This window comes from Microbacterium paraoxydans (assembly GCF_020524545.1).
GTDB lineage: Bacteria > Actinomycetota > Actinomycetes > Actinomycetales > Microbacteriaceae > Microbacterium > Microbacterium paraoxydans_C.
The window spans coordinates 510,902-536,907 of the sequence record NZ_JAIVLG010000004.1 but is presented as its reverse complement, the minus strand read 5'-3'; the positions used below and the strand labels follow the sequence as shown (position 1 = coordinate 536,907).

At 66.5% G+C, this 26,006-nt stretch carries 26 protein-coding genes and 2 tRNA genes; 16 read left to right on the top strand and 12 right to left on the bottom strand.

The features are described 5' to 3' along the window. Window positions 1–34 precede the first annotated feature (34 nt). Window positions 35–1,735, bottom strand: a complete 1,701-nt coding sequence (locus LC041_RS11740) for a long-chain-fatty-acid--CoA ligase (protein WP_226533257.1) — start codon at window positions 1,733–1,735, stop codon at window positions 35–37. Between the two features lie 67 nt (window positions 1,736–1,802). Between LC041_RS11740 and gatC the strand changes: the two genes are divergently transcribed. Genes gatC through LC041_RS11710 form a run of 6 tightly spaced genes read left to right on the top strand, consistent with a single transcriptional unit; the run spans window position 1,803 to window position 7,354 of the window. Beyond that, window positions 1,803–2,102, top strand: coding sequence for an Asp-tRNA(Asn)/Glu-tRNA(Gln) amidotransferase subunit GatC (gatC, locus tag LC041_RS11735; protein ID WP_211544318.1), 300 nt, complete (start codon window positions 1,803–1,805; stop codon window positions 2,100–2,102). Next, window positions 2,099–3,616, top strand: coding sequence for an Asp-tRNA(Asn)/Glu-tRNA(Gln) amidotransferase subunit GatA (gene gatA / locus LC041_RS11730; RefSeq protein WP_226533256.1), 1,518 nt, complete (start codon window positions 2,099–2,101; stop codon window positions 3,614–3,616). Before gatC ends, gatA begins: the two co-directional genes overlap by 4 nt. Beyond that, window positions 3,616–5,130: an Asp-tRNA(Asn)/Glu-tRNA(Gln) amidotransferase subunit GatB gene (gene gatB / locus LC041_RS11725; protein ID WP_226533255.1), complete on the top strand. Its 1,515-nt coding sequence runs from the start codon at window positions 3,616–3,618 to the stop codon at window positions 5,128–5,130. The genes gatA and gatB overlap by 1 nt, the downstream gene beginning before the upstream one ends. 47 nt (window positions 5,131–5,177) lie before the next feature. Then, window positions 5,178–6,434 (top strand): DNA polymerase IV, encoded by a 1,257-nt coding sequence (gene dinB / locus LC041_RS11720; protein WP_226533254.1) that lies wholly within the window; start codon window positions 5,178–5,180, stop codon window positions 6,432–6,434. A 37-nt stretch (window positions 6,435–6,471) separates the two neighbouring features. Next, window positions 6,472–6,789 carry a hypothetical protein gene (locus tag LC041_RS11715; protein ID WP_226533253.1) on the top strand — a complete coding sequence of 106 codons (318 nt, stop codon included), beginning with the start codon at window positions 6,472–6,474 and terminating at the stop codon, window positions 6,787–6,789. Continuing rightward, window positions 6,773–7,354, top strand: a complete 582-nt coding sequence (locus LC041_RS11710; protein WP_226533252.1) for a hypothetical protein — start codon at window positions 6,773–6,775, stop codon at window positions 7,352–7,354. The genes LC041_RS11715 and LC041_RS11710 overlap by 17 nt, the downstream gene beginning before the upstream one ends. 3 nt (window positions 7,355–7,357) lie before the next feature. Here the strand turns inward: LC041_RS11710 and LC041_RS11705 are convergent, their stop codons facing one another. The 6 genes from LC041_RS11705 to orn all read right to left on the bottom strand — a co-directional run bounded on the left by LC041_RS11705 (window position 7,358) and on the right by orn (window position 9,997). Further along, window positions 7,358–7,861, bottom strand: a complete 504-nt coding sequence (locus tag LC041_RS11705) for a DUF2017 family protein (RefSeq protein ID WP_226533251.1) — start codon at window positions 7,859–7,861, stop codon at window positions 7,358–7,360. Next, on the bottom strand, window positions 7,858–8,154 hold the full coding sequence (clpS, locus tag LC041_RS11700; protein WP_226533250.1) for an ATP-dependent Clp protease adapter ClpS: 297 nt from the start codon (window positions 8,152–8,154) through the stop codon (window positions 7,858–7,860). The genes LC041_RS11705 and clpS overlap by 4 nt, the downstream gene beginning before the upstream one ends. Beyond that, window positions 8,151–8,498 carry a metallopeptidase family protein gene (locus LC041_RS11695; RefSeq protein WP_226533249.1) on the bottom strand — a complete coding sequence of 116 codons (348 nt, stop codon included), beginning with the start codon at window positions 8,496–8,498 and terminating at the stop codon, window positions 8,151–8,153. The genes clpS and LC041_RS11695 overlap by 4 nt, the downstream gene beginning before the upstream one ends. A 38-nt stretch (window positions 8,499–8,536) precedes the next feature. Then, complete coding sequence (locus LC041_RS11690) at window positions 8,537–9,172, bottom strand: LysE family transporter (RefSeq protein ID WP_226533248.1); 636 nt, start codon at window positions 9,170–9,172, stop codon at window positions 8,537–8,539. A gap of 89 nt (window positions 9,173–9,261) precedes the next feature. Then, window positions 9,262–9,334 (bottom strand) — tRNA-His (locus tag LC041_RS11685). Between the two features lie 36 nt (window positions 9,335–9,370). After that, a complete protein-coding gene (gene orn, locus LC041_RS11680; protein ID WP_226533247.1) occupies window positions 9,371–9,997 on the bottom strand; it encodes an oligoribonuclease in 627 nt (208 codons plus the stop codon). 85 nt (window positions 9,998–10,082) lie between these two features. Between orn and LC041_RS11675 the strand changes: the two genes are divergently transcribed. The 5 genes from LC041_RS11675 to LC041_RS11655 all read left to right on the top strand — a co-directional run bounded on the left by LC041_RS11675 (window position 10,083) and on the right by LC041_RS11655 (window position 13,993). Then, window positions 10,083–10,155, top strand: a tRNA-Arg gene (locus LC041_RS11675). Window positions 10,156–10,680: 525 nt separating this feature from the next. Next, the gene (locus LC041_RS11670) at window positions 10,681–11,187 is read left to right on the top strand and encodes a single-stranded DNA-binding protein (RefSeq protein WP_226533246.1); all 507 of its coding nucleotides are present in this window, start codon (window positions 10,681–10,683) and stop codon (window positions 11,185–11,187) included. Between the two features lie 81 nt (window positions 11,188–11,268). Continuing rightward, window positions 11,269–11,757, top strand: a complete 489-nt coding sequence (locus tag LC041_RS11665; RefSeq protein WP_226533245.1) for a DUF6993 domain-containing protein — start codon at window positions 11,269–11,271, stop codon at window positions 11,755–11,757. Between the two features lie 63 nt (window positions 11,758–11,820). After that, window positions 11,821–13,500 (top strand): energy-dependent translational throttle protein EttA, encoded by a 1,680-nt coding sequence (gene ettA / locus LC041_RS11660; RefSeq protein ID WP_226533244.1) that lies wholly within the window; start codon window positions 11,821–11,823, stop codon window positions 13,498–13,500. A gap of 7 nt (window positions 13,501–13,507) precedes the next feature. Continuing rightward, the gene (locus LC041_RS11655; RefSeq protein WP_226533243.1) at window positions 13,508–13,993 is read left to right on the top strand and encodes an acyl-CoA thioesterase; all 486 of its coding nucleotides are present in this window, start codon (window positions 13,508–13,510) and stop codon (window positions 13,991–13,993) included. Between the two features lie 30 nt (window positions 13,994–14,023). Here the strand turns inward: LC041_RS11655 and LC041_RS11650 are convergent, their stop codons facing one another. Continuing rightward, the gene (locus LC041_RS11650) at window positions 14,024–14,914 is read right to left on the bottom strand and encodes an acyl-CoA thioesterase (protein WP_226533242.1); all 891 of its coding nucleotides are present in this window, start codon (window positions 14,912–14,914) and stop codon (window positions 14,024–14,026) included. 51 nt (window positions 14,915–14,965) lie between these two features. On the opposite strand from LC041_RS11650, the gene LC041_RS11645 reads away from it, so the two are divergent. Further along, on the top strand, window positions 14,966–15,631 hold the full coding sequence (locus LC041_RS11645; protein ID WP_226533241.1) for a hypothetical protein: 666 nt from the start codon (window positions 14,966–14,968) through the stop codon (window positions 15,629–15,631). Between the two features lie 32 nt (window positions 15,632–15,663). Here LC041_RS11645 and LC041_RS11640 read toward each other — a convergent pair whose 3' ends face one another. From LC041_RS11640 to pepN, 4 genes are all read right to left on the bottom strand, one after another. Continuing rightward, on the bottom strand, window positions 15,664–17,328 hold the full coding sequence (locus LC041_RS11640) for an FAD-binding dehydrogenase (protein ID WP_226533240.1): 1,665 nt from the start codon (window positions 17,326–17,328) through the stop codon (window positions 15,664–15,666). Then, window positions 17,325–17,816 (bottom strand): globin, encoded by a 492-nt coding sequence (locus tag LC041_RS11635; RefSeq protein ID WP_264189241.1) that lies wholly within the window; start codon window positions 17,814–17,816, stop codon window positions 17,325–17,327. Before LC041_RS11635 ends, LC041_RS11640 begins: the two co-directional genes overlap by 4 nt. Continuing rightward, the gene (locus tag LC041_RS11630) at window positions 17,771–18,844 is read right to left on the bottom strand and encodes a mechanosensitive ion channel family protein (protein ID WP_226533238.1); all 1,074 of its coding nucleotides are present in this window, start codon (window positions 18,842–18,844) and stop codon (window positions 17,771–17,773) included. Before LC041_RS11630 ends, LC041_RS11635 begins: the two co-directional genes overlap by 46 nt. Before the next feature lie 146 nt (window positions 18,845–18,990). After that, window positions 18,991–21,543, bottom strand: a complete 2,553-nt coding sequence (gene pepN, locus LC041_RS11625; protein ID WP_226533237.1) for an aminopeptidase N — start codon at window positions 21,541–21,543, stop codon at window positions 18,991–18,993. 146 nt (window positions 21,544–21,689) lie between these two features. On the opposite strand from pepN, the gene LC041_RS11620 reads away from it, so the two are divergent. From LC041_RS11620 to LC041_RS11605, 4 genes are all read left to right on the top strand, one after another. Beyond that, entirely contained in the window at window positions 21,690–22,874 is a 1,185-nt protein-coding gene (locus LC041_RS11620) for a ferrochelatase (RefSeq protein ID WP_226533236.1), read from the top strand. A 39-nt stretch (window positions 22,875–22,913) separates the two neighbouring features. Next, window positions 22,914–23,399 (top strand): ribose-5-phosphate isomerase, encoded by a 486-nt coding sequence (locus LC041_RS11615; protein ID WP_226533235.1) that lies wholly within the window; start codon window positions 22,914–22,916, stop codon window positions 23,397–23,399. Window position 23,400: 1 nt separating this feature from the next. Then, window positions 23,401–24,399, top strand: coding sequence for an Fpg/Nei family DNA glycosylase (locus LC041_RS11610; RefSeq protein WP_226533234.1), 999 nt, complete (start codon window positions 23,401–23,403; stop codon window positions 24,397–24,399). 97 nt (window positions 24,400–24,496) lie between these two features. Next, the gene (locus LC041_RS11605; protein WP_226533233.1) at window positions 24,497–25,981 is read left to right on the top strand and encodes an alanine/glycine:cation symporter family protein; all 1,485 of its coding nucleotides are present in this window, start codon (window positions 24,497–24,499) and stop codon (window positions 25,979–25,981) included. Window positions 25,982–26,006: the final 25 nt, after the last annotated feature.

Below are 26,006 nucleotides of genomic sequence, written 5' to 3'. Positions count from 1 at the left end.
CGCGCCGCGATGCTCGGCGCCTGTGAGGGCGGCCTCAGACGCCGGTGGTCAGCGAGAGCAGCCGCTCCTTCACCTGGCGTCGGAGCACTTTCCCGATCAGGGACGTGGGCAGTTCGTCCACGACGAAGACGCGACGGGGCACCTTGTATGGGGTCAAGATGCGTCGCGCGAAGTCACGGATCTCCTCGACATCGATCTCGGTACCCGGATCCACGACGATCGCAGCGACGACCTCTTCGCCCGAATGCTCGCTGGGCAGACCGACGACCGCTGCATCCGCGACCTTCGGGTGCTGGCGCAGGATGTTCTCGACCTCGGTGGGAGCGACGTTGAAGCCACCCGTGATGATGAGTTCCTTGATCCGGTCGACGATCCGTACGAAGCCGGCGTCATCGATCGTGACGATGTCACCGGTGCGGTACCAGCCGTCGACGAAGACGGCCTCGGTCTCCTCGGGCTTGCCGTAGTAGCCCGAGAAGACCTGCGGGCCGCGCACGACGAGCTCACCCGCTGTTCCCGCCTCGACATCCTGGCCGGGGTTCTCCGGATCGACGACTCGGCACTCGGTGCCGGGGAGGGGGAGCCCCACGGTGCCGGGCACGCGGTTGTCGGCGACGGGATTCGCCATGAGGACCGGGGAGCATTCGCTGAGCCCGTAGCCCTCAACCAGGTATCCATGCGTGGCCTCCTCGAACGGGACGACCAGCTCGTGCGGCAGTGCCATCGCCCCGGAGATCGCGACCTCGATGCCGGCGAGCGACACACCCTTCTCCTTCGCCGCAGTGAGCAGGCGGTCCGCGATCGGAGGGACCAGCGGCAGGAACGTGGCGGGGTGCTTCCTCACGACGTCGAGAACGAGATCGGGATCGAACTTCGGGAACAGGACGAGGCGCGCGCCCATCGACATCGCGAACGTGAGGCACAGCGTGAGCCCATAGGCGTGGAACATCGGCAGGACCGCGTACACGACACAGCCTTTGCCACGCTGGATCGACGGGACCCATGCCTGGGCTTGCGCCGCGTTCGCGAGCAGATTGCGGTGCGTGAGGGCCGCGCCCTTCGGCGTTCCGGTCGTGCCGGAGGTGTATTGGATGATCGCGAGGTCGTCGGTGTCCGGCTTCGGGTGCGACTCGGGGAGAGGGGCGGAGCTCTGGAGCGATTCCCAGGTGGTCGTGCCGTGCACCTTCGCGGTGAGCGCCGCGCGCGATTCGCGTGCCTTGGTCACAGGAAGACGCAGGGCGAATCGCGTGAGAAACGGCATGGCGCGTGTCACGTCGACCGAGATGAGGTTCGTGACGGCGAGATCGGCCGGGAACTCCTGGACGGTGGAGACGACCTTGTTCCACACGATCGCGTGCTTCGCGCCGTGGTCTTCGAACTGCTTGCGCAGCTCTCGCGGCGTGTAGAGGGGGTTGTGTTCGACGACCACGGCACCGAGTCGGAGGACGGCGTAGAACGCGACGATGTGCTGCGGACAGTTCGGCAGCACGATCGCGACCGGATCGCCGGCACGGACGCCGAGGTCGCGCAGTCCCGTCGCGGCCCGGTCGATCGCGGTCTGCAACTGCGCATATGTCGTCTCACGTCCGAAGAACTGGAGAGCGGGCGCAGCGGGATAGTCGCGAGCCGAAGCTGCGACGATGTCCACGAGGGATCCCTCGACAGGAGGCAGATCCTGCGGGACGCCTTCCGCATAGCTGGCGATCCACGGGCGAGAGGGCTGGAACGTGCTCACCCGCCCAGCATATGTCGAGCCGGCGGTCGGACGGAGGAGTCCGGAACGCGCCAACTAGACTGAAGGTGTGTCTGAAATCACCCCTGATCTTGTACGCCATCTCGGCGTGCTCGCGCGCATCCAGCTGAACGACGACGAGGTGACGCGGCTCACGGGCCAGCTCGACGCCATCGTCGACAACATCGCCAAGGTGTCGGAGGTCGCCACCGCCGACGTCGTCGCGACGAGCCACCCGATCCCGCTGAGCAATGTGTTCCGTCCTGACGTCGTCGGTCAGACGCTCACGCACGAGCAGGTCCTCCAGAATGCGCCGGACGCTGCCGACGGCCGTTTCCGTGTCACCGCGATCCTGGGAGAAGAGCAGTGAGCGACATCATCGGGTTGACCGCTGCAGATCTGGCCGCGAAGCTCGCCGCAGGCGAGGTGTCGAGCGTCGAAGCGACGAAGGCCCACCTCGATCGCATCGCTGCCGTCGACCGCGACGTGCATGCCTTCTTGCACGTCAACGAGGGTGCCGTCGAGGCCGCGGCCGCGATCGACGCGCGTCGTGCCGCGGGGGACACGCTCGGCCCGCTCGCCGGTGTGCCGCTCGCGATCAAGGACGTTCTGGTAACCACCGATCAGCCCACCACCAGCGGCTCCCGCATCCTCGAGGGGTACCGTTCGCCGTACGACGCGACGGTCGTCGCCCGTTCGCGGGCCGCAGGCATGGTGCCGCTGGGCAAGACCAACATGGACGAGTTCGCGATGGGATCTTCCACCGAGCACTCGGCCTATGGCCCCACTCGCAACCCGTGGGACCTCGATCGCATCCCCGGCGGCTCGGGGGGTGGCTCGGCAGCGGCCGTGGCAGCCTTCGAAGCCCCGCTCGCACTGGGGTCCGACACCGGCGGCTCGATCCGGCAGCCCGCGCACGTCACCGGCACCGTGGGCGTCAAGCCGACGTACGGCGGCGTGAGCCGCTACGGCGCGATCGCTCTCGCATCCAGCCTCGACCAGGTCGGCCCGGTCTCGAGAACGGTCCTCGACTCGGGGCTGCTGCACGATGTGATCGCCGGGCACGACCCGAAGGATTCCACTTCCCTGCGTGACGAGTGGCCGTCGTTCGCCGAGGCGGCGCGGGAAGGTGCGCGAGGGGACGTCCTCAAGGGGCTCAGGGTCGGCGTCATCCGCGAACTGCCCGACAGCGGATTCCAGCCCGGTGTGGCCGCATCGTTCCGCAGCGCGCTCGCGCTGATGGAGGCCCAGGGGGCGGAGATCGTGGAGATCGGCGCTCCGCATTTCGAGTACGGCGTGGCCGCCTACTACCTCATCCTGCCGGCGGAGGCATCGAGCAACCTGGCGAAGTTCGACTCCGTGCGCTTCGGACTGCGTGTGACTCCCGAGGGCGCCCCGACGGTCGAGGACGTGATGTCCGCGACCCGTGATGCCGGTTTCGGCGATGAGGTGAAGCGGCGCATCATCCTCGGCACCTACGCGCTCTCCGCCGGATACTACGACGCCTATTACGGAAGCGCGCAGAAAGTCCGAACGCTCATCCAGCAGGACTTCGCGAACGCCTTCTCGGAGGTCGACGTGATCGCGACGCCGTCGGCGCCGACCACCGCGTTCAAACTCGGCGAGAAGATCGACGACCCGCTGCAGATGTACCTCAACGACATCACCACGATTCCGGTCAACCTCGCCGGGGTTCCGGGCATCTCGATCCCGAGTGGGCTGGCCGATGAGGACGGGTTGCCGGTCGGCATCCAGTTCATCGCTCCGGCGCGTGAGGACGCGCGCCTGTATCGGGTCGGCGCTGCACTCGAGACACTGCTCGTCGATTCGTGGGGTGCTCCATTGCTGACGCGTGCGCCCCAGCTCGCAGGAGGGAACCGCTGATGGCCGCCGCCAAGCTCATCGACTTCGACAAGGCGCTGGAGCTGTTCGAGCCGGTCCTCGGTTTCGAAGTGCACGTCGAGCTCAACACGAACACGAAGATGTTCTCCGACGCGCCCAACCCGGCCAACGAGGCGTACCACGCCGCGGAGCCGAACACGCTCATCGCTCCTGTCGATCTCGGTCTTCCCGGATCGCTGCCCGTGGTGAATGAGACGGCGATCCGCTCGTCGATCAGCCTGGGGCTCGCCCTCGGCTGCTCGATCGCGGAGTCGAGCCGGTTCGCCCGCAAGAACTACTTCTACCCGGATCTCGGCAAGAACTACCAGATCTCGCAGTACGACGAGCCGATCGCCTTCGACGGGTCCGTCGAGGTCGAGCTCGAGGACGGCACGCTCATCACGATTCCTATCGAGCGCGCGCACATGGAGGAAGACGCCGGCAAGCTCACCCACATGGGCGGGGCGACCGGGCGCATCCAGGGGGCCGAGTACTCGCTGGTCGACTACAACCGGGCGGGTGTTCCGCTGGTCGAGATCGTGACGAACATCATCTACGGCGCGGAGCACCGTGCTCCGGAGGTTGCCAAGGCGTACGTGCAGGCGATTCGCGACATCGTGCGTGGCCTCGGCATCTCCGAAGCGCGACTGGAGCGGGGCAATCTGCGCTGCGACGCGAACGTTTCGCTGCGCCCCCGCGGCACGGACAAACTCGGCACCCGCACCGAGACGAAAAACGTCAACTCGATGCGCTCCGTGGAGCGGGCCGTGAGGTACGAGATCCAGCGCCAGGCACAGATCCTGGCCGATGGCGGCACGATCACCCAGGAGACGCGCCACTGGCATGAGGACACCGGGACCACCTCCCCGGGCCGTCCGAAATCGGATGCCGATGACTACCGCTACTTCCCGGAGCCGGACCTGCTGCCCGTGGAGCCGGCCGCCGAACTGATCGAGGAGCTGCGCGCGGCTCTTCCCGAGCAGCCGGTGGCGCGCCGCCGTCGTCTGATGGCCGAGTGGGGCTTCACCGATCTGGAGTTCCAGGACGTCCGCAACGGCGGCCTGCTCGAGGTCGTGGAGGCGACGATCACGGCGGGCGCGACCCCCGCCACTGCGCGAAAGTGGTGGACCGGCGAGATCACTCGTATCGCCAACGCCCAGGACGCTGACGCCACCGCGATGATCAGTCCGGAGAACGTCGCGGCTCTGCAGAAGCTCGTCGACGCGGGAACGCTCACCGACAAGCTCGCCCGGCAGGTGCTCGAAGGCGTGATCGCAGGCGAGGGCACTCCGCAGGAGGTCGTCGACGCCCGGGGGCTCGCGGTCGTGTCCGACGACGGCGCGTTGATCGCGGCTATCGACGAGGCCCTTGCGGCGCAGCCCGATGTGATGGCGAAGATCAAGGACGGCAAGGTCCAAGCCGCCGGAGCCGTCATCGGTGCGGTCATGAAGGCGATGAAGGGGCAGGCGGATGCCGCGCGCGTCCGTGAGCTCATCCTCGAGCGCGCGGCACAGTAGCGCGAGCCCCCGAGTCTCACGTCAGAGGCTCGGGGGAGAATCCTCACATGGGACACGGTGACGGCAGAGGGCGGATCGTCTCCGGGGCGGGCGCGGAAGACACCGGCACGAGGATCCTGCATGTCGACATGGACGCGTTCTATGCGGCTGTCGAGGTGCTGGACGACCCCGCGCTCCGGGGCCTGCCGCTGATCATCGGTGCACCTGATGGTCGCTCCGTGGTCTCGAGTGCGTCCTATGAAGCCCGTCGATACGGAGTGCGCGCCGCGATGCCCGTCTCGCAGGCGCTGCGACTGTGTCCGTCCGCCCGCGTCGTCCCGCCGCACTTCGCTCGCTACCAAGAGGTTTCCCGAGACGTCATGGCGATATTCGAGTCGTTCACGCCGCTCGTCGAGCCGCTGTCCGTGGATGAGGCCTTCCTCGATGTGCAGGGCGTACGGCGGCTGTGGGGGAGCCCTGCCCGCATCGCCGAGCTGATCCGAGAACGGGTGCGCGACGAGGTCGGCATCACGTGCAGCGTGGGCGTCGCAGCGACCAAGCACGTCGCCAAGATGGCTTCGACGCTCGCCAAGCCCGACGGGATGCTCATCGTCGCGGGCGACGACACGCTGGACTTCCTCGCACCTCGTCCGGTGCGTGCGATGTGGGGAGTGGGACCGAAGGCTGCGGAAGCTCTCGAAGCACGTGGAATCCGCACCGTCAAGGATGTCCGTGATGCTCCGGCCGAGTCGATAGATCGTGCCGTCGGGGGCGCGCTCGGTGCCCGCCTCAGACAACTGGCCCGCGGAGAAGACCCTCGCGCCGTCGACACGGATCGAGTGGAGAAGAGCATCGGCCACGAGGAGACCTTCGACACGGACATCCTGGACCGCCCGTTCCTCCGTGCCGAACTGCTGCGCCTCGCCGACCGGGTCGGAGCCCGGTTGCGACGGGCGAGTTGGGAAGCATCGACGGTCGCGATCAAGATTCGCTTCGATGACTTCCGCACCGTGAACAGATCCCAGACTCTGAGCGAACCGACCGCTGTCGGACAACGCCTCGGCGAAGCCGCGCAGACGCTCTTCGACCAGATCGATCGACGCGACCCCATCCGCCTTGTGGGGGTGAGGGCCGAGAATCTGCGACCTGCCGGCGGTTCGGGAATGGCGCTCTGGGACGACGACGAGGACTGGCGCAAGGTCGAAGACGCGGTCGATGAAGCAGTCGCTCGTTTCGGTTCAGCGACGATCAGCCGCGCACGGCACATCGGACGCGGTGAAGGACGAGGCGCGGCCCAGCACCCCAAGGCGCACGGCGTGGATTGATCCCACACGCGGGGCGTTCCTCGACTACCGTTGGCTTATGCCGAACATTGCACTGGAACTCGGAAAGCAAGCTGCGTCCTTCGGCGTGAAGAGCGCGTACGGAGAGCCGCAGGACGTCGACGGGGTGAGCATCACGCCGGTCGCGTTCACCTATGCCGGGTTCGGCGGGGGAAGCGGGGAAGGCGCCGAAGGTGGGGGAGGCGGAGGAGTCTCCGTCCCGGTCGGCGTCTACGTGCGGCGAGAAGAGGGTTTGCGTTTCGAGCCCAACATCGTCACGCTGCTCGTCGTGGCAGTGCCGTTCGTGTGGGTTGCCGGGCGAGCCTTCGCACGCATCATCCGTGCCCTCAAGAAGTGACGACCCGGTCGCGCTGGCTCTCGAGCAGGCGGCGACCCTGATCGCGCAAGACATCCAGGCTCTTGCTGCGGCGAACCCCGTGGTGCTCATCGACGGCGGCAGCGGCGCCGGTAAGTCGTCCCTCGCTGCACGGCTCGTGCGGCGCTGGCCGGTGCTGGGCCACGTGCAGCTCATCGCGCTCGACTCGATCTACCCGGGATGGGACGGGCTCGATCAGGGTGCGGAGCGCGCGCTCGAGTGGGTCCTGCGTCCGCACGGTCGGGGCTACCTCGGGACCTGGCGTCGCTGGGATTGGGAGGCGGAGGCCGAAGCGGAGAGCCACGCGGTCGACCCTGCGCTCGGTGTGATCATCGAAGGAAGCGGGATACTGCGGCCGTCTACTGCAGGCCTCGCCGATATCCGGATCTGGGTGGAGTCGGCGGAAGACTCGCGCAAGAGGCGTGCGCTCGCGCGTGACGGGGACACCTACCGTCCGCATTGGGACCGATGGGCGGCACAAGAACGACGCCACATCTCTCGGGACGATCCGCGCGCGCTCGCGACTCGTATCGTCGAGGTCCCGTAGCGGTCAGCCGACCGGCCCCGCGTCTGTCTCATCGGCGGCGTGGACGAGCAGATCCAGGCGGTACCCCAGCCAGTCGTAGATGCCGTGGCGGTCATCTTCGTCGACGTCCTCGTCGGAGGTGATACCCAACCGGGTGGCGATCACGAGACGGAGGGCGGTGAGCGTTCGCAGCCAGGCCTCGAGGCTTTCGAAGGATACGAACACCTCCCGCGTCGTGAGCGCCGTGTCCTCCGTGAGAGCCTCCGCGTCTGCTGGCACCGTACCGAGGGCCGACCGCACTGTGCGTGCGTCGGTGAGGCGACGGTCGAGGAGATCACCTCTGGTCGCTGCGCTGAACTCCGCCGCCGCGGCGGAGTCCTCGGGGTACGGGGTGGGGGCCAATCGCTCGACGGCGGGATCGCCCACGTCCCGCGAATCCGTGACGAGATCCACGAAGTCGTCGACCAACCGGGCGAGATGGAACGATTCGATCAGGGTCATCTCCTGAAGGACTCCGTCCGCGGTCACGGTGTGGCCTTCCGGACCGTCGCCCAGAGCCCGAAGTCGTGCATCGCCTGGGCATGGACCTCCATCGTCTCCCTGGGGCCTGTCGCCACGACCGCGTGGCCTTCGTGGTGAACAGCGAGCATCAGTGCGGTGGCGTGGTCGCTCGAGTAGCCGAAATACGTCCGGAACACGCGCACCACGTAGCTCATGAGATTCACCGGATCATTCCACACCACGACCTGCCATGGTTCGAGTGGTGCGGCGCGAAGGTCCGTGGCCTCGTCGATCTCGGGAAGTGCAGCCGGTGTCGTCATGCCCATCCCATCTCGTGCAGTTGCTCGTCGTCGATACCGTAGAAGTGGGCGATCTCATGCACCAGCGTGGTGTGGACCTCTTCGCGGAGTTCGTCTTCGGAATCGCACTGCGCCAGGTGCGGTTCACGGTAGACCACGATGCGATCGGGGAGTTCACCCATCCCGTACTGCGTTCGCTCGGTGAGGGCCAGGCCATCGTAGAGACCGAGCAGATCCAGGCTGCCGTCCTCCGGGCGATCCTCGACGACGAACACGATGTTCTCGAGCCCCTCGACCATGTCGTCGGGTAGCCGGTCGAGCTCGTCGATCACGAGCTCTTCGAAGGCGTCGGCGTTCATGTCCATCCCTCCCAGCCTACGGGCGGTCGCGGCTCGGCGCCCGCTCAGTGCACGATGACGAGGACACCGGCGACAGCGATGAACAGGGTCCCGAAGACCACGTTGAGGACGCGTTGTCCGCGTGCGGACGCCGTCAGGCGTCGGAAGGGCCGTGCAGCAGCAGCGAAAAACCCCCACATGACGATCACGTCGACGACGATCACGGTGGCGATCAGCGTGAGGTACTGGGGGAGCGGGGGTTCATCGAGCCGCACGAACTGGGGGATGAATGCCAGGAAGAAGACGATCGCCTTGGGGTTCAAGAGGTTCACCCAGAACCCTCGTCGGATCATCGACCAGTGGCTCTCACGGAGGTCGATCGGAGTGGGGGCGTCGACATCGACGTTGACGACAGCGGGCCGGGCGAGCAGTAGCCGCACGCCGAGGTACACGAGGTAGGCGGCACCGGCGTAGCGGATGGCGTTGAAGAGGAGCTCCGAGCGGGAGACGAGGAGCCCCACGCCGGCTGCGACGATCGCCACGTGGACGACCAGAGCGATCTGCTGGCCGATGATGCCCCAGATCGAGCGCCGCCACCCTTGGCTCATGGCGTTCGACATGGTGTTGATGGCACCCGCACCGGGCGTGAGGCTGATCACGACGGACGCGGTCAGCAACGAGAACCAGACCGCGAGTGACACCAGGTCAGTCTAAAGCGTCGGGGTGCGGTGCCCGGCTTGTTCACGAGGGAACGATGAAGGCCCGGATCCTAGGATCCGGGCCTTCTGAGGGTGAGTAACGGGACTCGAACCCGCGACATCCGGCACCACAAGCCAGCGCTCTACCAGCTGAGCTATACCCACCATGTGCCCACCGGAGCGGGCAACCATACGAGTCTATTACATGTTCGGAGTGAACTCTGACACCGTGCGCGTGGAGATCTCCCGTGCTTCGTCGCTGGACGGACCCGGCTCATCGACGAAGACGGCTTCGCGGTAGTAACGGAGCTCTCTGATCGACTCCAGGATGTCGGCGAGTGCGCGGTGTCCGCCGTCTTTCGCGGGCGCCTGGAAGAACACGCGCGGGTACCAGCGTCGCGAGAGCTCTTTGACGCTCGACACATCGACGTTCCGGTAGTGCAACCATCGGTCGACCTGCGGCATGTACTTGGCGAGGAACATCCGGTCCGTGCCGATTGTGTTGCCGGCTAGCGGCGCTTTGCGCTCCAGCGGTACGAAGCGCTTGATGTACGCGAGGGTCTGTGATTCGGCCTCCTCCAGGGATACGCCGTACGGGATCTCAGTGATCAGGCCGGAGGTCTCATGCATCTTCGTGACGAAGTCATTCATGTGAGCGAGAGCGTCTGCGCTGGGTCGAATCACGACCTGGAAGCCTGGATCGATGGGGTTGAGCTCGAAGTCGGTGACGACAACGGCGATCTCGACGAGCTCATCGACAGCCAGGTCGAGCCCCGTCATCTCGCAGTCGATCCATACGAGACGATCATTCTCGGACGCAGATACCATGCGGCCATCCTATCGACGGGCCCGACATCGCCGACGTGGCGTGCTTCGTGCAGGACCCCGCGACCGCGATACTCTATACGCGTGCGCCTCCGTAGCTCAGGGGATAGAGCAGGAGCCTTCTAATCTCTTGGTCGCAGGTTCGAATCCTGCCGGGGGCACTTCGACGGCTGGAACCGGCGGTTGTCGCCGCGTCGGTGTCGGCTTCTCACGAGTGGCGGAGTGCAGTGACGGCGTCATCCGCGCTCCAGAACTCGCCGACGATGCGAAACGTTCCGGTCGCCAGGTGGAGGCGTTCGGCACGGTATCGGAGTCCGAGCGGGTCGGCAGCGATTCTCAGATGCCCTAGGACATGCTCCCGCTGATCTTGCACCCGCCAAAGGTGATCTGCGGCGCGCACGAGGTGCTCACGGGGGGAAGAGAGCCGGGGCGTTGCGTACGGTACGTCGGGGAGGGAAGTGATCAGGTTGTCGGACATCGAAACTCCTTTCGCTCCTTCGAAGATATGACCGACGTCGGACATTCGATCCGCCCCGCGACACGCTGACTGATCGGCCCTTTCTGCACCGGTTGGCGCGGAGTGCGATGAGTCCACGTTTTGCATGATTCCCGGGTCCAGCGTGGTCGGCACGGAGGCAGGCTTGGGAACCGGACCGACACGCGTCCGGTCACTGAGAGGACAAGACATGATCGACACGCTCACGATTGTGGGAAGAGTTGCCACGGACCCCACGCAGGGGCAGACGGGGGGAGGCGTTCCGGTGACGAACTTCCGTCTAGCGAGCACACACCGGCGGTTCGACCCGGCGACGCAGGAATGGACGGACTCGGGGACCAACTGGTTCTCCGTCGCAGCGTTCCGACAGCTCGGTGAGAACGTCAGGGCCTCGCTGCGCACCGGCGACAGCGTGATCGTGACCGGAAGGTTGAAGGTCCGCGAGTGGGAGAGCAACGGCAGGCATGGCACCAGCGTCGATATCGAGGCCGACGCTGTCGGGCACGATCTGCGCTGGGGCACGACGGCGTATCGACCGCGCGCACGCTCGTCCGCGGAACCCCCGCCGCGCTCGAACCTCGGTGAGGAATCGCCTTCGGAGGACTCTCCCCACGATGTGTCGAACGGCGACGCGGAGACGACGTCACCGGGGCTTTCCTGGGCGGGTTCGGAAGTCCCGGTCGAACACGTGCGGTGAAGTGTCCGTATTCGGATCGAGCGACGATGTCGGACCCCGGAGTGTGCAGGGGCACTGCGGAAGGGGCCGTAGACTCAGCACGTGATTCGTCGCTCGATCTTCTCGCCGGCGCGCACGGTCGGCGTCGTGGCTTCGGTCTCCGCCGTCCTCCTGTTCGCAGGCTGCGCGCCGACACCTGAGCCCTCCGCATCTCCGACGGTTCAGGAGTCGGCGGGCCCCACACCCGTCCCTGAGCCGGCCCTGGTTCCCGATGGCACTGCCGAGGAGAACCTTCCCATCTTCCGCGCGGTCGCCGAGCGTGTGTGGGCGACGGATCAGCGGGGTTCCGGGCGAGCCTACGTGGATGCCCTGATCGACGTGGGGTTCGATCGCGACGCGATGCAGGTGACTCAGGACCAGACGACGGTCGGCAACCCCGCGGAGAGCCTTCAGTTCTCGGTGAGATGGGGGGACGAGGCCTGTCTGGTCGGACAGGTCGGGCCTTCCACGGGTCAGGTCGTCACGACCGTGTTGCCGCAGCTCGCCGAAGGGCGATGTCTCGTGGGCACCACGCGTTCCATCGACTGGTGACACTCCACGGGGCCGGTAGGCTGGGGTGTCGATCTTCGACGCCAACAGAAGGAGCGGTTTTCGGTGGCTGAGTACATCTACTCGATGGTGCGTGCGCGCAAGGCGGTGGGCGAGAAGCTCATCCTCGACGACGTGACCATGGCGTTCCTGCCCGGAGCCAAGATCGGCATGGTCGGTCCGAACGGTGCGGGAAAGTCGACGATCCTCAAGATCATGGCGGGGCTCGACACCCCCTCCAACGGCGAGGCGAAGCTGTCTCCCGGCTTCAGCGTCGGCATCCTGATGCAGGAGCCGGAACTCGACGAGTCGAAGACCGTGATCGAGAACATCCAGGACGGGATCGCGATCAAGGCGAAACTCGACCGGTTCAACGAGATCTCCGCGCTCATGGCCGAACCCGACGCCGACTTCGACGCCCTCCTCGCCGAGATGGGCACCTTGCAGGAAGAGATCGATGCGGCGGACGGCTGGGATCTCGACTCCCAGCTCGATCAGGCCATGGATGCGTTGCGGACGCCGCCCGCCGACGCTGCGATAGCTCCGCTCTCCGGCGGTGAGAAGCGCCGTGTCGCGTTGGCGAAGCTGCTCCTGCAGAAGCCCGACCTGCTGCTCCTCGACGAACCTACGAACCACCTCGACGCGGAGAGCGTGCTCTGGCTCGAGCAGCACCTGCAGGCCTACAAGGGTGCGGTGATCGCGATCACCCACGACCGATACTTCCTCGACCACGTCGCGGAGTGGATCGCTGAGGTGGATCGCGGTCGTCTGATCGGCTACGAGGGCAACTACTCGACCTACTTGGAGAAGAAGGGTGAGCGCCTCGAGATCCAGGGCAAGAAGGACGCGAAGCTCGCCAAGCGCCTCAAGGAGGAGCTGGAGTGGGTGCGCTCCAGCGCGAAGGGGCGTCAGACCAAGTCGAAGGCCCGTCTGGCCCGGTACGAGGAGATGGCCTCGGAGGCAGAGCGCACCAGGAAGCTCGACTTCGAGGAGATTCAGATCCCTGCGGGTCCGCGTCTCGGCAACGTCGTCATCGAGGCGAAGAACCTCAAGAAGGGATTCGATGGTCGCTCGCTCATCGACGGCCTGAGTTTCAGCCTTCCGCCCAACGGCATCGTCGGTGTCATCGGCCCGAACGGCGTGGGAAAGACCACTCTGTTCAAGACGATCGTCGGCCTCGAGCCGCTCGACGGCGGCGACCTGAAGATCGGCGAGACCGTCAAGATCAGCTACGTCGACCAGTCGCGGTCCAACATCGATCCGAACAAGACACTGTGGGAGGTCGTGTCCGACGGGCTGGACTTCATCACCGTGGGCAAGACCGAGATCCCCTCGCGCGCCTACGTGTCGAAGTTCGGGTTCAAGGGGCCGGATCAGCAGAAGAAGGCGGGCGTGCTCTCGGGTGGCGAGCGCAACCGACTGAACCTCGCCCTCACTCTCAAGGAAGGCGGCAACCTGCTGCTGCTCGACGAGCCCACCAACGACCTCGATGTCGAGACCCTGAGCTCCCTCGAGAACGCCCTTCTCGAGTTCCCTGGATGCGCCGTGGTGATCACCCACGACCGGTGGTTCCTCGACCGCATCGCGACGCACATCCTGGCCTACGAAGGTACCGATGAGAAGCCCGACCAGTGGTACTGGTTCGAGGGCAACTTCGAGGCCTACGAGGAGAACAAGATCGAGCGCCTCGGTCCGGACGCCGCGAAGCCGCACCGGTCGACGCACCGCAAGCTGACGCGCGACTGAGGCCGCGGTGTCTACGTCGCCGGGGCCCCGCCTGCATATCCCGATCCACCTCCGCTGGGGGGATCTGGACGCCTTCAACCATGTGAACAACACCTCGATGCTGAAACTGCTCGAGGAGGCGCGTGTGCGGGCGTTCTGGAGGGCGGGTCCCGGCGAAGAGGCACCCTCCACGGCGGTTCTCGACTCCGGCATCGATGAGGGCATCCTGACGCTCATCGCGCGCCAGGAGATCGAGTACCTCGCGCCGGTGCCCTATCAGCGCCGGCCACTCGAGGTCCAGATGTGGTTCGGCAAGCTCGGCGGCTCAAGCATCGAAGTCTGCTACGAGGTGCACAACGATCCCGCCGCAGATCCTCGACAGATCTACGCGCGCTCGACGGCGATCATCGTGCTCGTCGATGCGCAGACGGGGCGCCCGACCCGGCTCACACAGGAGATGCGTGACGCCTGGGAGCCGCTGGTCGGACCATCGATCGAGTACTCCCACCGCTGAGGCCGTGGAACAGGGCGAGGTCGACCGACCTCAGGAGGCGTCCTCCGGGACGCGGATCATGATCTCCTGCGCGACGCTCGCCACCAACGCGCCCTCGCGCGTGTAAATCCGTCCGGTGGCGAGCCCGCGGCCACCCCGGGCATTCGGGGACTCCTGGACGTACAGCAGCCAGTCGTCGACACGTGCGGGTCGGTGCCACCACATCGCGTGGTCGAGGCTTGCGACCTTCAGCCCGGGCAAGGCCCAGTACACACCGTGTGCGCGGAGGATCGACTCCTGGATCGTCATATCGCTGAGGTAGGCGAGCGCGGCGCGGTGGAGGCGCTGATCATCGGGGAGCGGCGCACGCAAACGCATCCAGACCGCCTGGCGCGCGACATGCCGATCGTCGCTCGGCAGATACAGCGGAGAGTCGACATGCCGGATGTCGGCTGCGCGCTCGCTCAACATGCGGGTGGTGCCCTCCGGAAGGCCGTGAACGCGCTCCTCGTCCGGCATGAGCTCTTCCGGAGAGGGGATGCCGTCCGGCATCGGCTCGGCATGCTCCACACCGGGATCACCGTCTTGGAATGACGCGATCATCGAGAAGATCGGCACGCCGTTCTGGTAGGCCTGTGTCCGCCGTGTCGAAAATGAACGCCCGTCGTGAATCCGATCGACGGCGATCGTGATTCCCTGGCTCGCGTCGCCGGGACGCAGGAAGTAGCCGTGCATCGAATGCACGGCGCGGTCTTCGGGGAGGGTGCGTTCAGCGGCGAGGAGTGCTTGCGCCAAGACCTGGCCGCCGTAGATGCGCCCGCTCGGCATCGGGTGGGAGGAACCCGTGAAGATGTCCTCTGTGGTCCGCGCCTGAGTCGCGTCGAGATCGAGGATGTCGAGCAGCCGCTCGACGCTCCGGACGGCGGGATCCTCCGCACTCATATGTTCCCTCCTCGCGACCGCACGCGCCGCTCCGTTGGTAGTTTAGAACGCGTGCCGCATCACCTCCTCCTCGCCGACCCGGATACCGCGAAGGACGTTCTCACTTTCGTCGGACGAGCGACCAGGATCACGGACGACGGAGTACGGCTGCAGGCCGCGAACGGCGTCCTCGCGCTCACCACTGCAGCGCTGGCCCCGCACGGCCTCTTCGACCAGACGCCGACGATCCTCGCCATGCGCATCGTGCACGCCGACCCTGAGCTGCGCTGCGATGTCGTCGTGGATCAGCTCACCAAGACGGATGAGCCGGCCCGGCTGGCGCTCCCGGACACCGGGCTCTCGCCCGCGTGGGCCGGGGTCGCGCCTCCTCGCACCGGGTGGGAAAAGGGAGCCGTGCTCCCCGCCTCGACCATCGCGCAGCGCGCGCAGTGGGGGATCTCTGCGGTTGCTCACGGGGCAGGCGCTGGCTCAGGCGAGGAAGCGGTGCGGGCGCTTCGGGCAGCGATCTGGGGGGAGGCGGATGACCAACTGGGCGGACTGCCTCGCGGCATCGCCTTCGCCGCGGACGCGATGGGTTTCATCTCCGGCGACGAACAGGTTCCCCTCTCGCGGTCCGGACGCTGGACGCGCCTGGCCTTCCGCCGCGGTCATGTCCTGGTGCGAGGGCCGGTCGCATCCGGGCTCACCGGCGTCCGCGATACGGGCTCCGCGGACTGAGAAGGCGGCGACACGAGCTGCTGGACGGAGGGTCAGCTCTCGGTCGCGGCAGTTCGTCCGGCCGCGCGACCGCTGAAGAGGCAGCCGCCCAAGAATGTGCCTTCGAGCGCACGATAGCCATGGACGCCCCCGCCTCCGAAGCCGCTCGCCTCGCCTGCGGCGAACAGCCCGGGGATCGGTGCGCCCTCGTGGTTCAGTGCCCGACCGTCGAGATCGGTGTTGATGCCCCCGAGGGACTTCCGCGTGAGGACGTGGAGCTTCACCGCGATGAGCGGGCCCGCGGCCCTGTCCTGCAGACGGTGAGGTGCGGCGGTCCGGATGAGCTTGTCGCCACGATAGTTCCGCATGGACCGCAGCATCGCGATCTGTGCGTCCTTGGTGAAGTCGTTCTCCACCTCGAGGTCACGGGCGAGCACCTCCCGGCGCACGGCGTCGATGTCGAGCAACTCTCCACCGGTGTGGAGTTGCATCTGCTCCAGGAGCGACTCGAGGTCGTCCTCCACGATGAAGTCCTCGCCCTCGTCGAGGAAGGACTGCACGGGCCCCGTCGGACCCTTCGCGAGCCGTGAACGAAGCAGCAGACCGACATCCTTGCCTGTCAGATCGGGGTTCTGTTCGCTCCCGGACAGGGCGAACTCCTTTTCGACGATCTGTCGCGAGGTGACGAACCACGAGTGGTCGTGCCCTGTCGAGCGCAGATGCTCGAGGGTGCCGAGGGTGTCGAAGCCGGGGAAGAGCGGCACCGGCAGACGCCGACCCGTGGCGTCCAACCAGAGCGACGAGGGCCCTGGGAGGATGCGGATACCGTGAGCGGGCCATACCGGGTCCCAGTTCGTGATGCCTTCGACGTAGTGCCACATCCGGTCGCCGTTGATCAGTCGCGCGCCCGCCGCTTCGCTCACGCCGAGCATCGACCCGTCGACATAGGCCGGCACGCCGGAGAGCATGTGCGCGGGCGGCGCGCCCAGCCTCGACGGCCACGCTGCGCGGACGAGGTCATGGTTGCCGCCGATGCCGCCCGAGGAAACGACGGTGGCACTCGCTGATATCTCGAACTCCCTGATGACCTCGCGGGCGGTCGGCTCGCCCCTTTCCGCACCGCTCGACGCGAGGATGCCGCCACGCGCACCTGTCACCGTGCCGTCCGTGACGACCAGTTCCGACACGCGGTGTCGAGGGAGCACGGTCAGCCGCCCGTCACGCTCGCCTTGCTCCACGGCAGCGGCGAACGGCGCAACGATTCCGGGGCCGGTTCCCCAGGTGATGTGAAACCGTGGCACGGAGTTGCCAGGACCGACCGCGCCGTATCCGCCGCGTTCCGCCCACCCCACGACCGGGAAGAAGCCGACGCCGCGTTCACGCAGCCACGAGCGCTTCTCGCCGGCTGCGAACTGCAGATATGCCTCGGCCCAGCGCCGCGGCCATTCGTCCTCCGGGCGGTCGAAGGCGGCATTGCCGAACCAGTCCTGCGTCGCGAGTTCGAGCGAGTCCTTGATCCCGAGGCGTCTTTGCTCGGGCGAGTCGATGAAGAACAGGCCGCCGAAAGACCACCAGGCCTGCCCACCCAGATTGGTGCGTGGCTCTTGATCGATCAGTATGACGCGTCGCCCCGCAGCCAGGGCTTCCGAGGCGGCGACGAGGCCGGACAACCCCCACCCGATCACCAGGACATCTGTGGACAGGGGTGTCGTCGTCATGAGTTCTCCGTTGATTCCTGACGTGAGCGGGTCTCGAGGGTGGGACGGTCGCCTGCCGCGGCACCGATGCCCGACGGCTCGAACGTGTTCACCATGGCATAGGCGGCGCGCTCCAGGTAGTCCCACAGCGTCGATTCGTGCAGCGGGGACAACTGGGCCTCGTCCACAGCGGTCCTCATATGACGAAGCCAACGATCCCGAGCGTCCGGATCGATGTGGAAGGGCATATGACGCATCCGCAGCCGGGGGTGCCCGCGAGTCTCACCGTACGTCGTCGGTCCTCCCCAGTACTGCTCGAGGAACAGACGCAGCCGATCCTCCGCTGGGCCGAGATCTTGCTCGGGGTACATCGGCTTCAGCACCGGATCGAGCGCGACTTCGCGGTAGAACACCGAGACGATCCTGCGGAAGGTCTCGTGACCCCCGATCTCGTCGTAGAACGTCACTTCTGGGTGCTCCCGTCGTCGGTGGGCTTCTTGCGTCGCCAGATCCCGCGATCGGGGATGACAGGCACGCCGGTCACGGCGTTCGGGCGCGTCTTGGGCGGGTTCGCTCCTCGCACACGGCGCGCTCCGTCGAGCCCCGTGGGGACGACGTCGGCGATCCGAGGGACGCTGATCTCGTTCTCGAGGAGAGCTGCGCGCAGGCGGCGGCGCAGTTCTTGAGCCACGTCATCCTTTGCATTGGCTCGAGCCTTGATCACGATGCGTACGACGAGCGCGTCGCCGTCGATGGACTCGAGACCCCATAGCTCCGGCTTCTCGATGATGCGGGTGCGCCATTTCGGATCCTTCGCGAGCCCCTGTGCCGTCTCCAGCATGACGTGTTCGACCTTGTCGAGGTCGGAATCGGCAGGTACGCCGATGTCGATGATGGAGCGGGCCCAGCCCTGCGACATGTTCCCGATGCGGGTGACCTCGCCGTTGCGCACATACCAGAGGGTCCCGTTGACGTCGCGTACCTGGGTGATGCGCACGCTGACGTACTCCACGACCCCGCTCGCCAGGCCGAGATCGACCACGTCGCCGATCCCGATCTGGTCTTCGGCCACGATGAACATGCCGTTGAGCACGTCTTTCACGATGTTCTGGGCTCCGAAGCCCAATCCGGCACCGACGGCGGCTGTGAGGAGCGTCAGGGAGCCGAGGAGCGACGGGTTCAGCGCATTGACAATCAGCACGATCGCGATGACGACGAGCATCACGTTGACGATGTTCTGCAGGATCGTGCCGAGTGTCCTGGTGCGCTGCACCAGTCGCATGTCCGCGAGCGGCGAGCGCTCGAGCGCCTGCGTGTCGTCGACCGACGCCTTGTTCTTCGCGCTGTCGACGATGCGCCGCACAACCCGTCGGATGACAAGACGGAGGACCAGGGCGATGACGATGCAGCTGCCGATGATGAGCGCGATGACGAGCGCGTTGGCACCAACCTGCCCGAGCCACGTGAGCAGCGCCTTCACCCAGTCGGGGAGCGGGATCTCCGCGGCAGGGTCGGTTTCGGCGAAGGGGAGGATCATCAGTCACGATCCTAGCGATCGGGTCTCAGCGCGGGCTGGGTGCGGGCACCGGACGAAAACGGAGACCATCCGTCCCCATCTCGCCGTGTCGGTGAGGGACACGCCGAGTGCGGGACGGATGATCTCCGTTTTGGATGCGTGGTGGATCAGTCCTCGGCGTCGCGGGCCTGCGCCGCCAGTGCGCGCTCCACGTCCGCGAGGTTCTCGAGCACGAGTCGCCGCAGCGCGGGTGCGGCGTCCTGATGCTCGGAGAGCCAGGCGCGGGTCGCGTCACGCAGCGCGATATCGGCCAGCGCCGTCGGGAAGAGACCAACGATCAGGTACTGGGCGATCTGATAGGTGCGCGACTCCCAGATCGGAAGCAGCATGTCGAAGTACGCGGGGACGAACTCGGTGAGCACCGCGGCGCCCGCCGGATGGGTGAAACCGAGCGCCGCAGAGCGGACGATCGTGTTCGGGGCGTCATCGCGCTCGATCAGCGATGCCCACGCCGCCTTCTTCGAGGCCGAGTCGGGGAGCGAGGCGCGTGCCTGTGCGGCGAACTCGCCGCCCTTCGCGGTGTTGTCGGAGGCGAGGGCGGCATCGATCGTCGCGGCGTCCGTGGCACCGATCGTCGCGAGTCCCACCAGGAGTTGCCAGTTCAGGTCGGCGTCGACCTCCAAGCCCGGCAGAGTGTCCTCTCCGGACCGCAACCGTCCGACGATGCCCGCGTGCTCCGGGGTGACCAGGGCATTCGCGAACGCGGTGACGAACTGCAGCTGGCTGTCGCTGCCCGGCTCTGCTGCCTCTGCGAGGCTCCACAGACCGTCGGCGACTTTGAGCCGAGCAGCCTCGCGATCGGCGGGTGCGACGTAGAGCGTCGCGGCGGTGCGGAGCTGGGCGAGCGTGGTGCGGACGGTGGTCGACTCGGTCTCTCGGCCGATGTTGCCCAGCACGAGGTCGATGTACGCGGATGCGCCGGTCTCCGCATCGCGGGTCTGATCCCAGGCAGCCCCCCACACGAGCGAGCGTGCGAGCGGGTCGTGGATGTCCGCCAGGTGCGCGATCGCTGTGGCGAGCGACTTCTCGTCGAGACGGATCTTCGCGTAGGCGAGGTCGTTGTCGTTCAGGAGGACGAGGTCCGGTCGAGGGAGACCGTGCAGCTCAGGCACTTCGGTGCGGTCACCGTCGACGTCGACCTCGAGGTGATGCGTGCGGGTGAGTGAGCCGTCGGTCAGCGTGTAGAAGCCGATGCCGAGGCGGTGCGGACGGATCGTCGGGTAGTCCGCGGGCGCGGTCTGAGTGATGGCGAAGCGCGAGATCGTGCCATCCTGCCCCTCGGCGATGACCGGCTCGAGCGTGTTGACACCGGCGGTCTCGAGCCACTTCTTCGACCACGTGCTCAGATCGCGGCCGCTCGTGGCCTCGAGCTCCGACAGCAGGTCGCTCAGCTCCGTGTTGCCCCAGGAGTGCTTCTTGAAGTACTGCGACACCCCGGAGAAGAACGCCTCGATGCCCACCCATGCGGCGAGCTGCTTCAGGACGGACCCGCCCTTGGCGTAGGTGATGCCGTCGAAGTTGACCTGCACGTCTTCCAGGTCGTTGATCTCGGCCACGATCGGGTGCGTCGAAGGAAGCTGATCCTGCCGGTACGCCCAGGTCTTCTCCATGGCGTTGAAGGTCGTCCACGCCTCGGTCCATTCGGTGGCCTCGGCCGTCGCGATGGTCGAGGCCCACTCGGCGAAGGACTCATTCAGCCAGAGGTCGTTCCACCACTTCATGGTCACGAGGTCCCCGAACCACATGTGCGCGAGTTCGTGGAGGATCGTGACGACCCGGCGTTCCTTGACGGCGTCGGTGACCTTGCTGCGGAACACATACGTCTCGGTGAACGTGACCGCTCCCGCGTTCTCCATCGCCCCGGCGTTGAACTCCGGCACGAACAGCTGATCGTACTTGGCGAACGGGTACGGGACGCCGAACTTCGATTCGAAGTAGGCGAAGCCCTCACGGGTCTTGTCGAAGATGTAGTCGGCGTCGAGGTGCTTCCACAGGCTCTTGCGGCCGTACACGCCGAGCGGGATCACGCGTCCGGATGCGCTCGTCAGCTCGGAGAACGTCGACTCGTAGGGCCCGGCGACGAGGGCGGTGATGTAGGACGAGATGCGAGGGGTCGGCTCGAAGCCCCAGGTCGCGGTCAGGTCGTGGTCGTGCACGATGGGCTCAGGCGCGGGGGAGTTGGAGATGACCTTCCATGCCGCCGGAGCCGTCACGGTGAACTGGAAGGTCGCCTTGAGATCGGGCTGCTCGAAGACCGCGAACACGCGACGCGAATCGGGAACCTCGAACTGCGAGTAGAGGTACACCTCGCCGTCGACGGGATCGACGAAACGGTGCAATCCCTCCCCGGTGTTCGTGTAGAGGCAGTCGGCGTCGACCACGAGGACGTTCTCCGCCTGGAGACCGGTGAGTGCGATGCGGGAGTCGGCGAAGACCTCGTTCGGGTCGAGTTGCTCTCCGTTGAGCGAGATCTCGCGCACCTCGCGGGCGATGAGATCGATGAAGGTGAAGCTCTCGGGCGTCGCGGTGAAGCGCACGACACTGCGAGAGCCGAAGACCTCGGCGCCCTTTGTCAGATCGAGGGCGACTTCATAGGACTGCGTGTCGATGACGTCGCGGCGCTCCTGCGCTTCGATACGGGTGAGGTTCTCTCCAGGCACAGCTGTACTCCCAGGGGTGAGGGGATGTCACCGGGGCTTGGCGCAGTTGGCGCCGACGGCAACCATGACAGCCTACGCCAGAGCTGTGGAACTGCACTCGCGTCTCGGCGGACGCTCCTGCGCGGAGGAGATGAAAGGATAGAGGTGTGACTGCGATCGAGCCGAATGCTGTTCCCTTTGCCTCGCCCGGTGCCGCCGACGGTGCGCCTTACGTGACCACCCCCGTGGCCTATGACGCGATCCTCCTCGCGGGTTTCGGGGGACCGGAGGGGCAGGAGGACGTGATCCCATTCCTGCGGAACGTGACCAGGGGGAGAGGCATCCCCGACGAACGCCTCGAGGAAGTCGCCCACCACTACCGTCACTTCGGCGGAGTGAGCCCGATCAACGGGCAGAACCGTGTGCTCAAGGAGGCACTCCAGGCGGCCCTCGTCGAGCGCGGAATCGATCTCCCCGTGTATTGGGGCAACAGGAACTGGGCGCCGTATCTCGAAGAAGTCGTGAGCGAAGCCTCGGCGAACGGTCATGATTCTCTGCTCGCGTTCGCAACGAGCGCCTACAGTTCCTTCTCGAGCTGCCGCCAGTACCGTGAGGACTTCGCTCGCGTCCTGGAGGAGACCGGCTTGGGCGAGACGGTCACGATCGACAAGATCCGCCCGTTCTACGATCACCCGGGGTTCGTCGAGGCCTTCGAGTCCGGAGTGCGCGAGGCGGTCGAGGGCTTCCTCGCCGAGGGCATCGCGGCCACCGACATCCAGATCCTGTTCTCGACCCACAGCATCCCGACAGCCGACGCCGAACGTTCCGGGGCCCGCGACATCGACTGGGGCGAGGGCGGCGCGTACGCCGCGCAGCACCTGGCCGTAGCCGCCTGGGTGATGGACCGTGTCCGGCAGACGGTTCCGGGTGCGGAGGACGTGTCCTGGGAGCTCGTGTACCAGTCGCGGTCCGGGCCCGCTTCGCAGCCGTGGCTCGAGCCGGATGTGTGCGACGTCATCACGGAGCTGCCGAGCCGAGGGCGCAAGGCCGTCGCGGTCGTCCCCGTCGGCTTCATGAGCGATCACATGGAGGTGCTCTGGGACCTCGATACCGAAGCGGCAGAGGCGGCGGAGGAAGCGGGACTGTCCTTCACCCGTACGCCGACCCCGGGCGTGTCGGCTGCGTTCGTCGCAGGGATCGTCGACCTGATCGAGGAGCGTCTCCAGGGCCGTCCCAACGAGGAGCGTGACCACGTGACATCGCTCCCCGGGGCGTTCGACGTCTGTCGGCCCGGCTGCTGCGAGAACGTCCGCGCGGGCTTCAAGCCTGCGGCTGCCGGCCTCGTCCCCTGACAGTCCGATCGCCCATCCGGCACTTCTAGGATGGAAGTCATGCGCATCCACATCGCCACCGACCACGCGGGACTCGACTTCTCCACACGGCTCCAGGCTCACCTGCGTGCCGCGGGCCACGAGGTCGTCGATCACGGTCCGATCGAGTACGACGCCATCGACGACTACCCCGCGTTCTGCATCCGCGCCGCGCAGGCGGTCGTCGCCGATCAGCGTGCGGGTGTCGAAGCGCTCGGTGTGGTGTTCGGCGGTTCCGGGAACGGCGAGCAGATCGCTGCGAACAAGGTCGGTGGCATTCGCGCCGCCCTCGTGTGGAATCTGTCGACCGCGGAGCTCGCTCGCGAGCACAACGACGCCAACGTGATCTCGATCGGCGCGCGGCAGCACTCCTACGAGGAGGTCACGTCGTTCATCGACCGGTTCATCGAGACGCCGTTCTCCGGCGATGAGCGCCATGTCCGTCGCATCGGCCAGATCGCGGACTTCGAGCGCGACGGCTCCCTTCTTCCGGACCCCCGGGCCTGACATGCCCGAGGGGCATTCCGTCCACCGGATCGCACGGCAGTTCGACCGGAACTTCGTCGGCAAGACTCTGAGCGCGTCGAGCCCGCAGGGACGATTCGCCGAAGGCGCCGCCGTCCTCGACGGGCGGGCGGCGGTGAGCGTGCAGGCCGTCGGGAAGCAGATGTTCCTCGAGACGGAGGGCGACATCTGGCTGCGGGTGCACCTCGGTCTCTACGGTGCCTGGGACTTCGCGGGCGAGATCCTCATCGACCCGACCATCGCATCGGCGAACGGCCGGATGGGCCAGACGAATCAGCGGGGCACCGTCCTGGACGAACCGATACTGGACGATGCGGGCGAGAACTCACTGGCATCGATCGGCGCACCTCGCCGCACGCGAGTCCACGTGCGCATGTCGGAGCAGACGAAAGGCCTCGCGGACGAGGGGCTGGAGTGGCCTCCTCCGGTCGTCGGGCAGGTGCGTCTGCGCCTCATGACGGACATCACCGCTGCGGACCTTCGCGGGCCGACGGCCTGCGTGTTGCAGACACCGGAGGAGATGCTCGCCACGGTTGCGAAGCTCGGCCCTGATCCGCTGGTGGGTGATCCCGTGGAGAACGAGGAGCGTTTCGTCCGCGCCGTGCGGAAGAAGCCCACGGTCATCGCGCTGCTGCTGATGGACCAGGCGGTCGTCAGCGGGATCGGCAACGTCTACCGCGCCGAGATGTTGTATCGGCAGCGGTTGAATCCGCACACGCCGGGGCGCGACGTCCCGGAGGAGACCGTGCGGGCACTCTGGCACGACTGGGTGCGCCTCCTCGCCGTCGGTGTCGAGACCGGACAGATGATGACCATGGACGGTCTCACCGGCGAGGACTATCGGGCGGCGATGGCGAACCGCGACGATCGACACTGGGTGTACCACCGGGCGGGACTTCCCTGCCGGATCTGCGGCACCGAGATCGCCCTCGAGGAGATCGGCGCGCGCAAGCTCTACTGGTGTCCTCGCTGCCAGGCGTGAGTTCGGTTCCCCGGACACGCGGGTGACCATCCGCCCCGGTCCGCTTCCTGTGAATATGGTGACAGCGTCGAAGACGCCGACACAGACAGGAGCCGAGATGGATCTCACCAACCTCCAGACAGTTCTCGAGACCGTGAGCGGATTCATCTGGGGACCGTTCTTTCTCATCCCGCTGTTGCTGGGCACGGGCCTGTACCTCACCATCCGACTGGGGGGCTTGCAGTTCGTCCGCCTCGGTTCGGCGTTGCGACTCGGACTCTTCACCCGAAACGACCCCGGTGCGGACGGCGACATCTCCCAGTTCCAAGCCCTCACGACGGCACTCGCTGCCACGGTCGGAACCGGGAACATCGTCGGCGTCGCGACGGCGATCGGCATCGGTGGGCCCGGCGCTCTGTTCTGGATGTGGATCACCGGTCTGCTCGGCATGGCGTCGAAGTACTCCGAGGCGTTCCTCGGCGTGCGCTTTCGCAAGACAGACGACGCGGGGGAGAAGTCCGGTGGCCCCCAGTACTACCTGGAACGAGGCATTCGCGGCCCCTTCGGCAAGGTCCTAGCGCTCTCCTTCGCCGTGTTCGCGGTGATCGCCTGCTTCGGCATCGGCAACATGACGCAGGGCAACTCGATCGCGCAGAACCTTCAGGCGAGCTTCGACGTGCCCACCTGGGTGACGGGCATCGTCCTCACGGCGTTCGCGCTCGTGGTCCTGGTGGGCGGGATCAAGTCCATCGGGCGTGTGACGGCAGGCCTCGTGCCGATCATGATCATCTTCTACGTCCTCGGGGCCCTCTACATCCTCATCGCGAACGTGGGGGCGATCCCTGCCGCGTTCGCACAGATCTTCTCCGAGGCGTTCACGGGCACCAGCGCCGTGGGCGGTTTCGCCGGATCGGCGATCATCATCGCCGTGCAGTTCGGCGTCGCGCGCGGCATCTTCTCGAACGAGTCCGGCATGGGATCCGCGGCGATCGCCGCGGCAGCCGCGAAGACCAGCCACCCGGTGCGGCAGGGTCTCGTGTCGATGACGCAGACGTTCATCGACACGATCATCGTCGTCACGTGCACAGGTCTCGTCATCATCTCGACCGGCACGTGGAAGGAGATCGACCCTGCGACGGGCGAGCAGCTGAGTCCCGCTCTGATGACCGGCGCAGCGTTCTCCCACGGACTCCCTGGGGACTGGGGACACATCATCGTGACACTGGGCCTGGTGATGTTCGCGGGCTCCACCATCCTGGGGTGGTCGTATTACGGTGAGCGCAACATCGAACGACTCATCGGCCGTCGTGCAGTCTTGCCCTTCCGGATCATCTTCTCGCTCGTCGTCTTCATCGGGTGCACCGTGCAGCTCGGCGTCGTATGGGCCTTCTCCGACGCGATGAACGGCTTGATGGCGCTGCCCAACCTCATCGGTCTCCTGCTCCTCTCCGGCCTGGTGGCGAGGGAGACCAAGAAGTACCTCGACAACGATCCGAAGCTGCGTGCGGACCGCGAGCAGATCGATGCCTTCATGGCCGGTACGCCGGGCTGGGAGGAGTGGAAGACCCAGGCGATCCCCGTGGTCGGGCGCCGTCGACGGTGACACGGCGAGTCGCTCGATGTCGCGG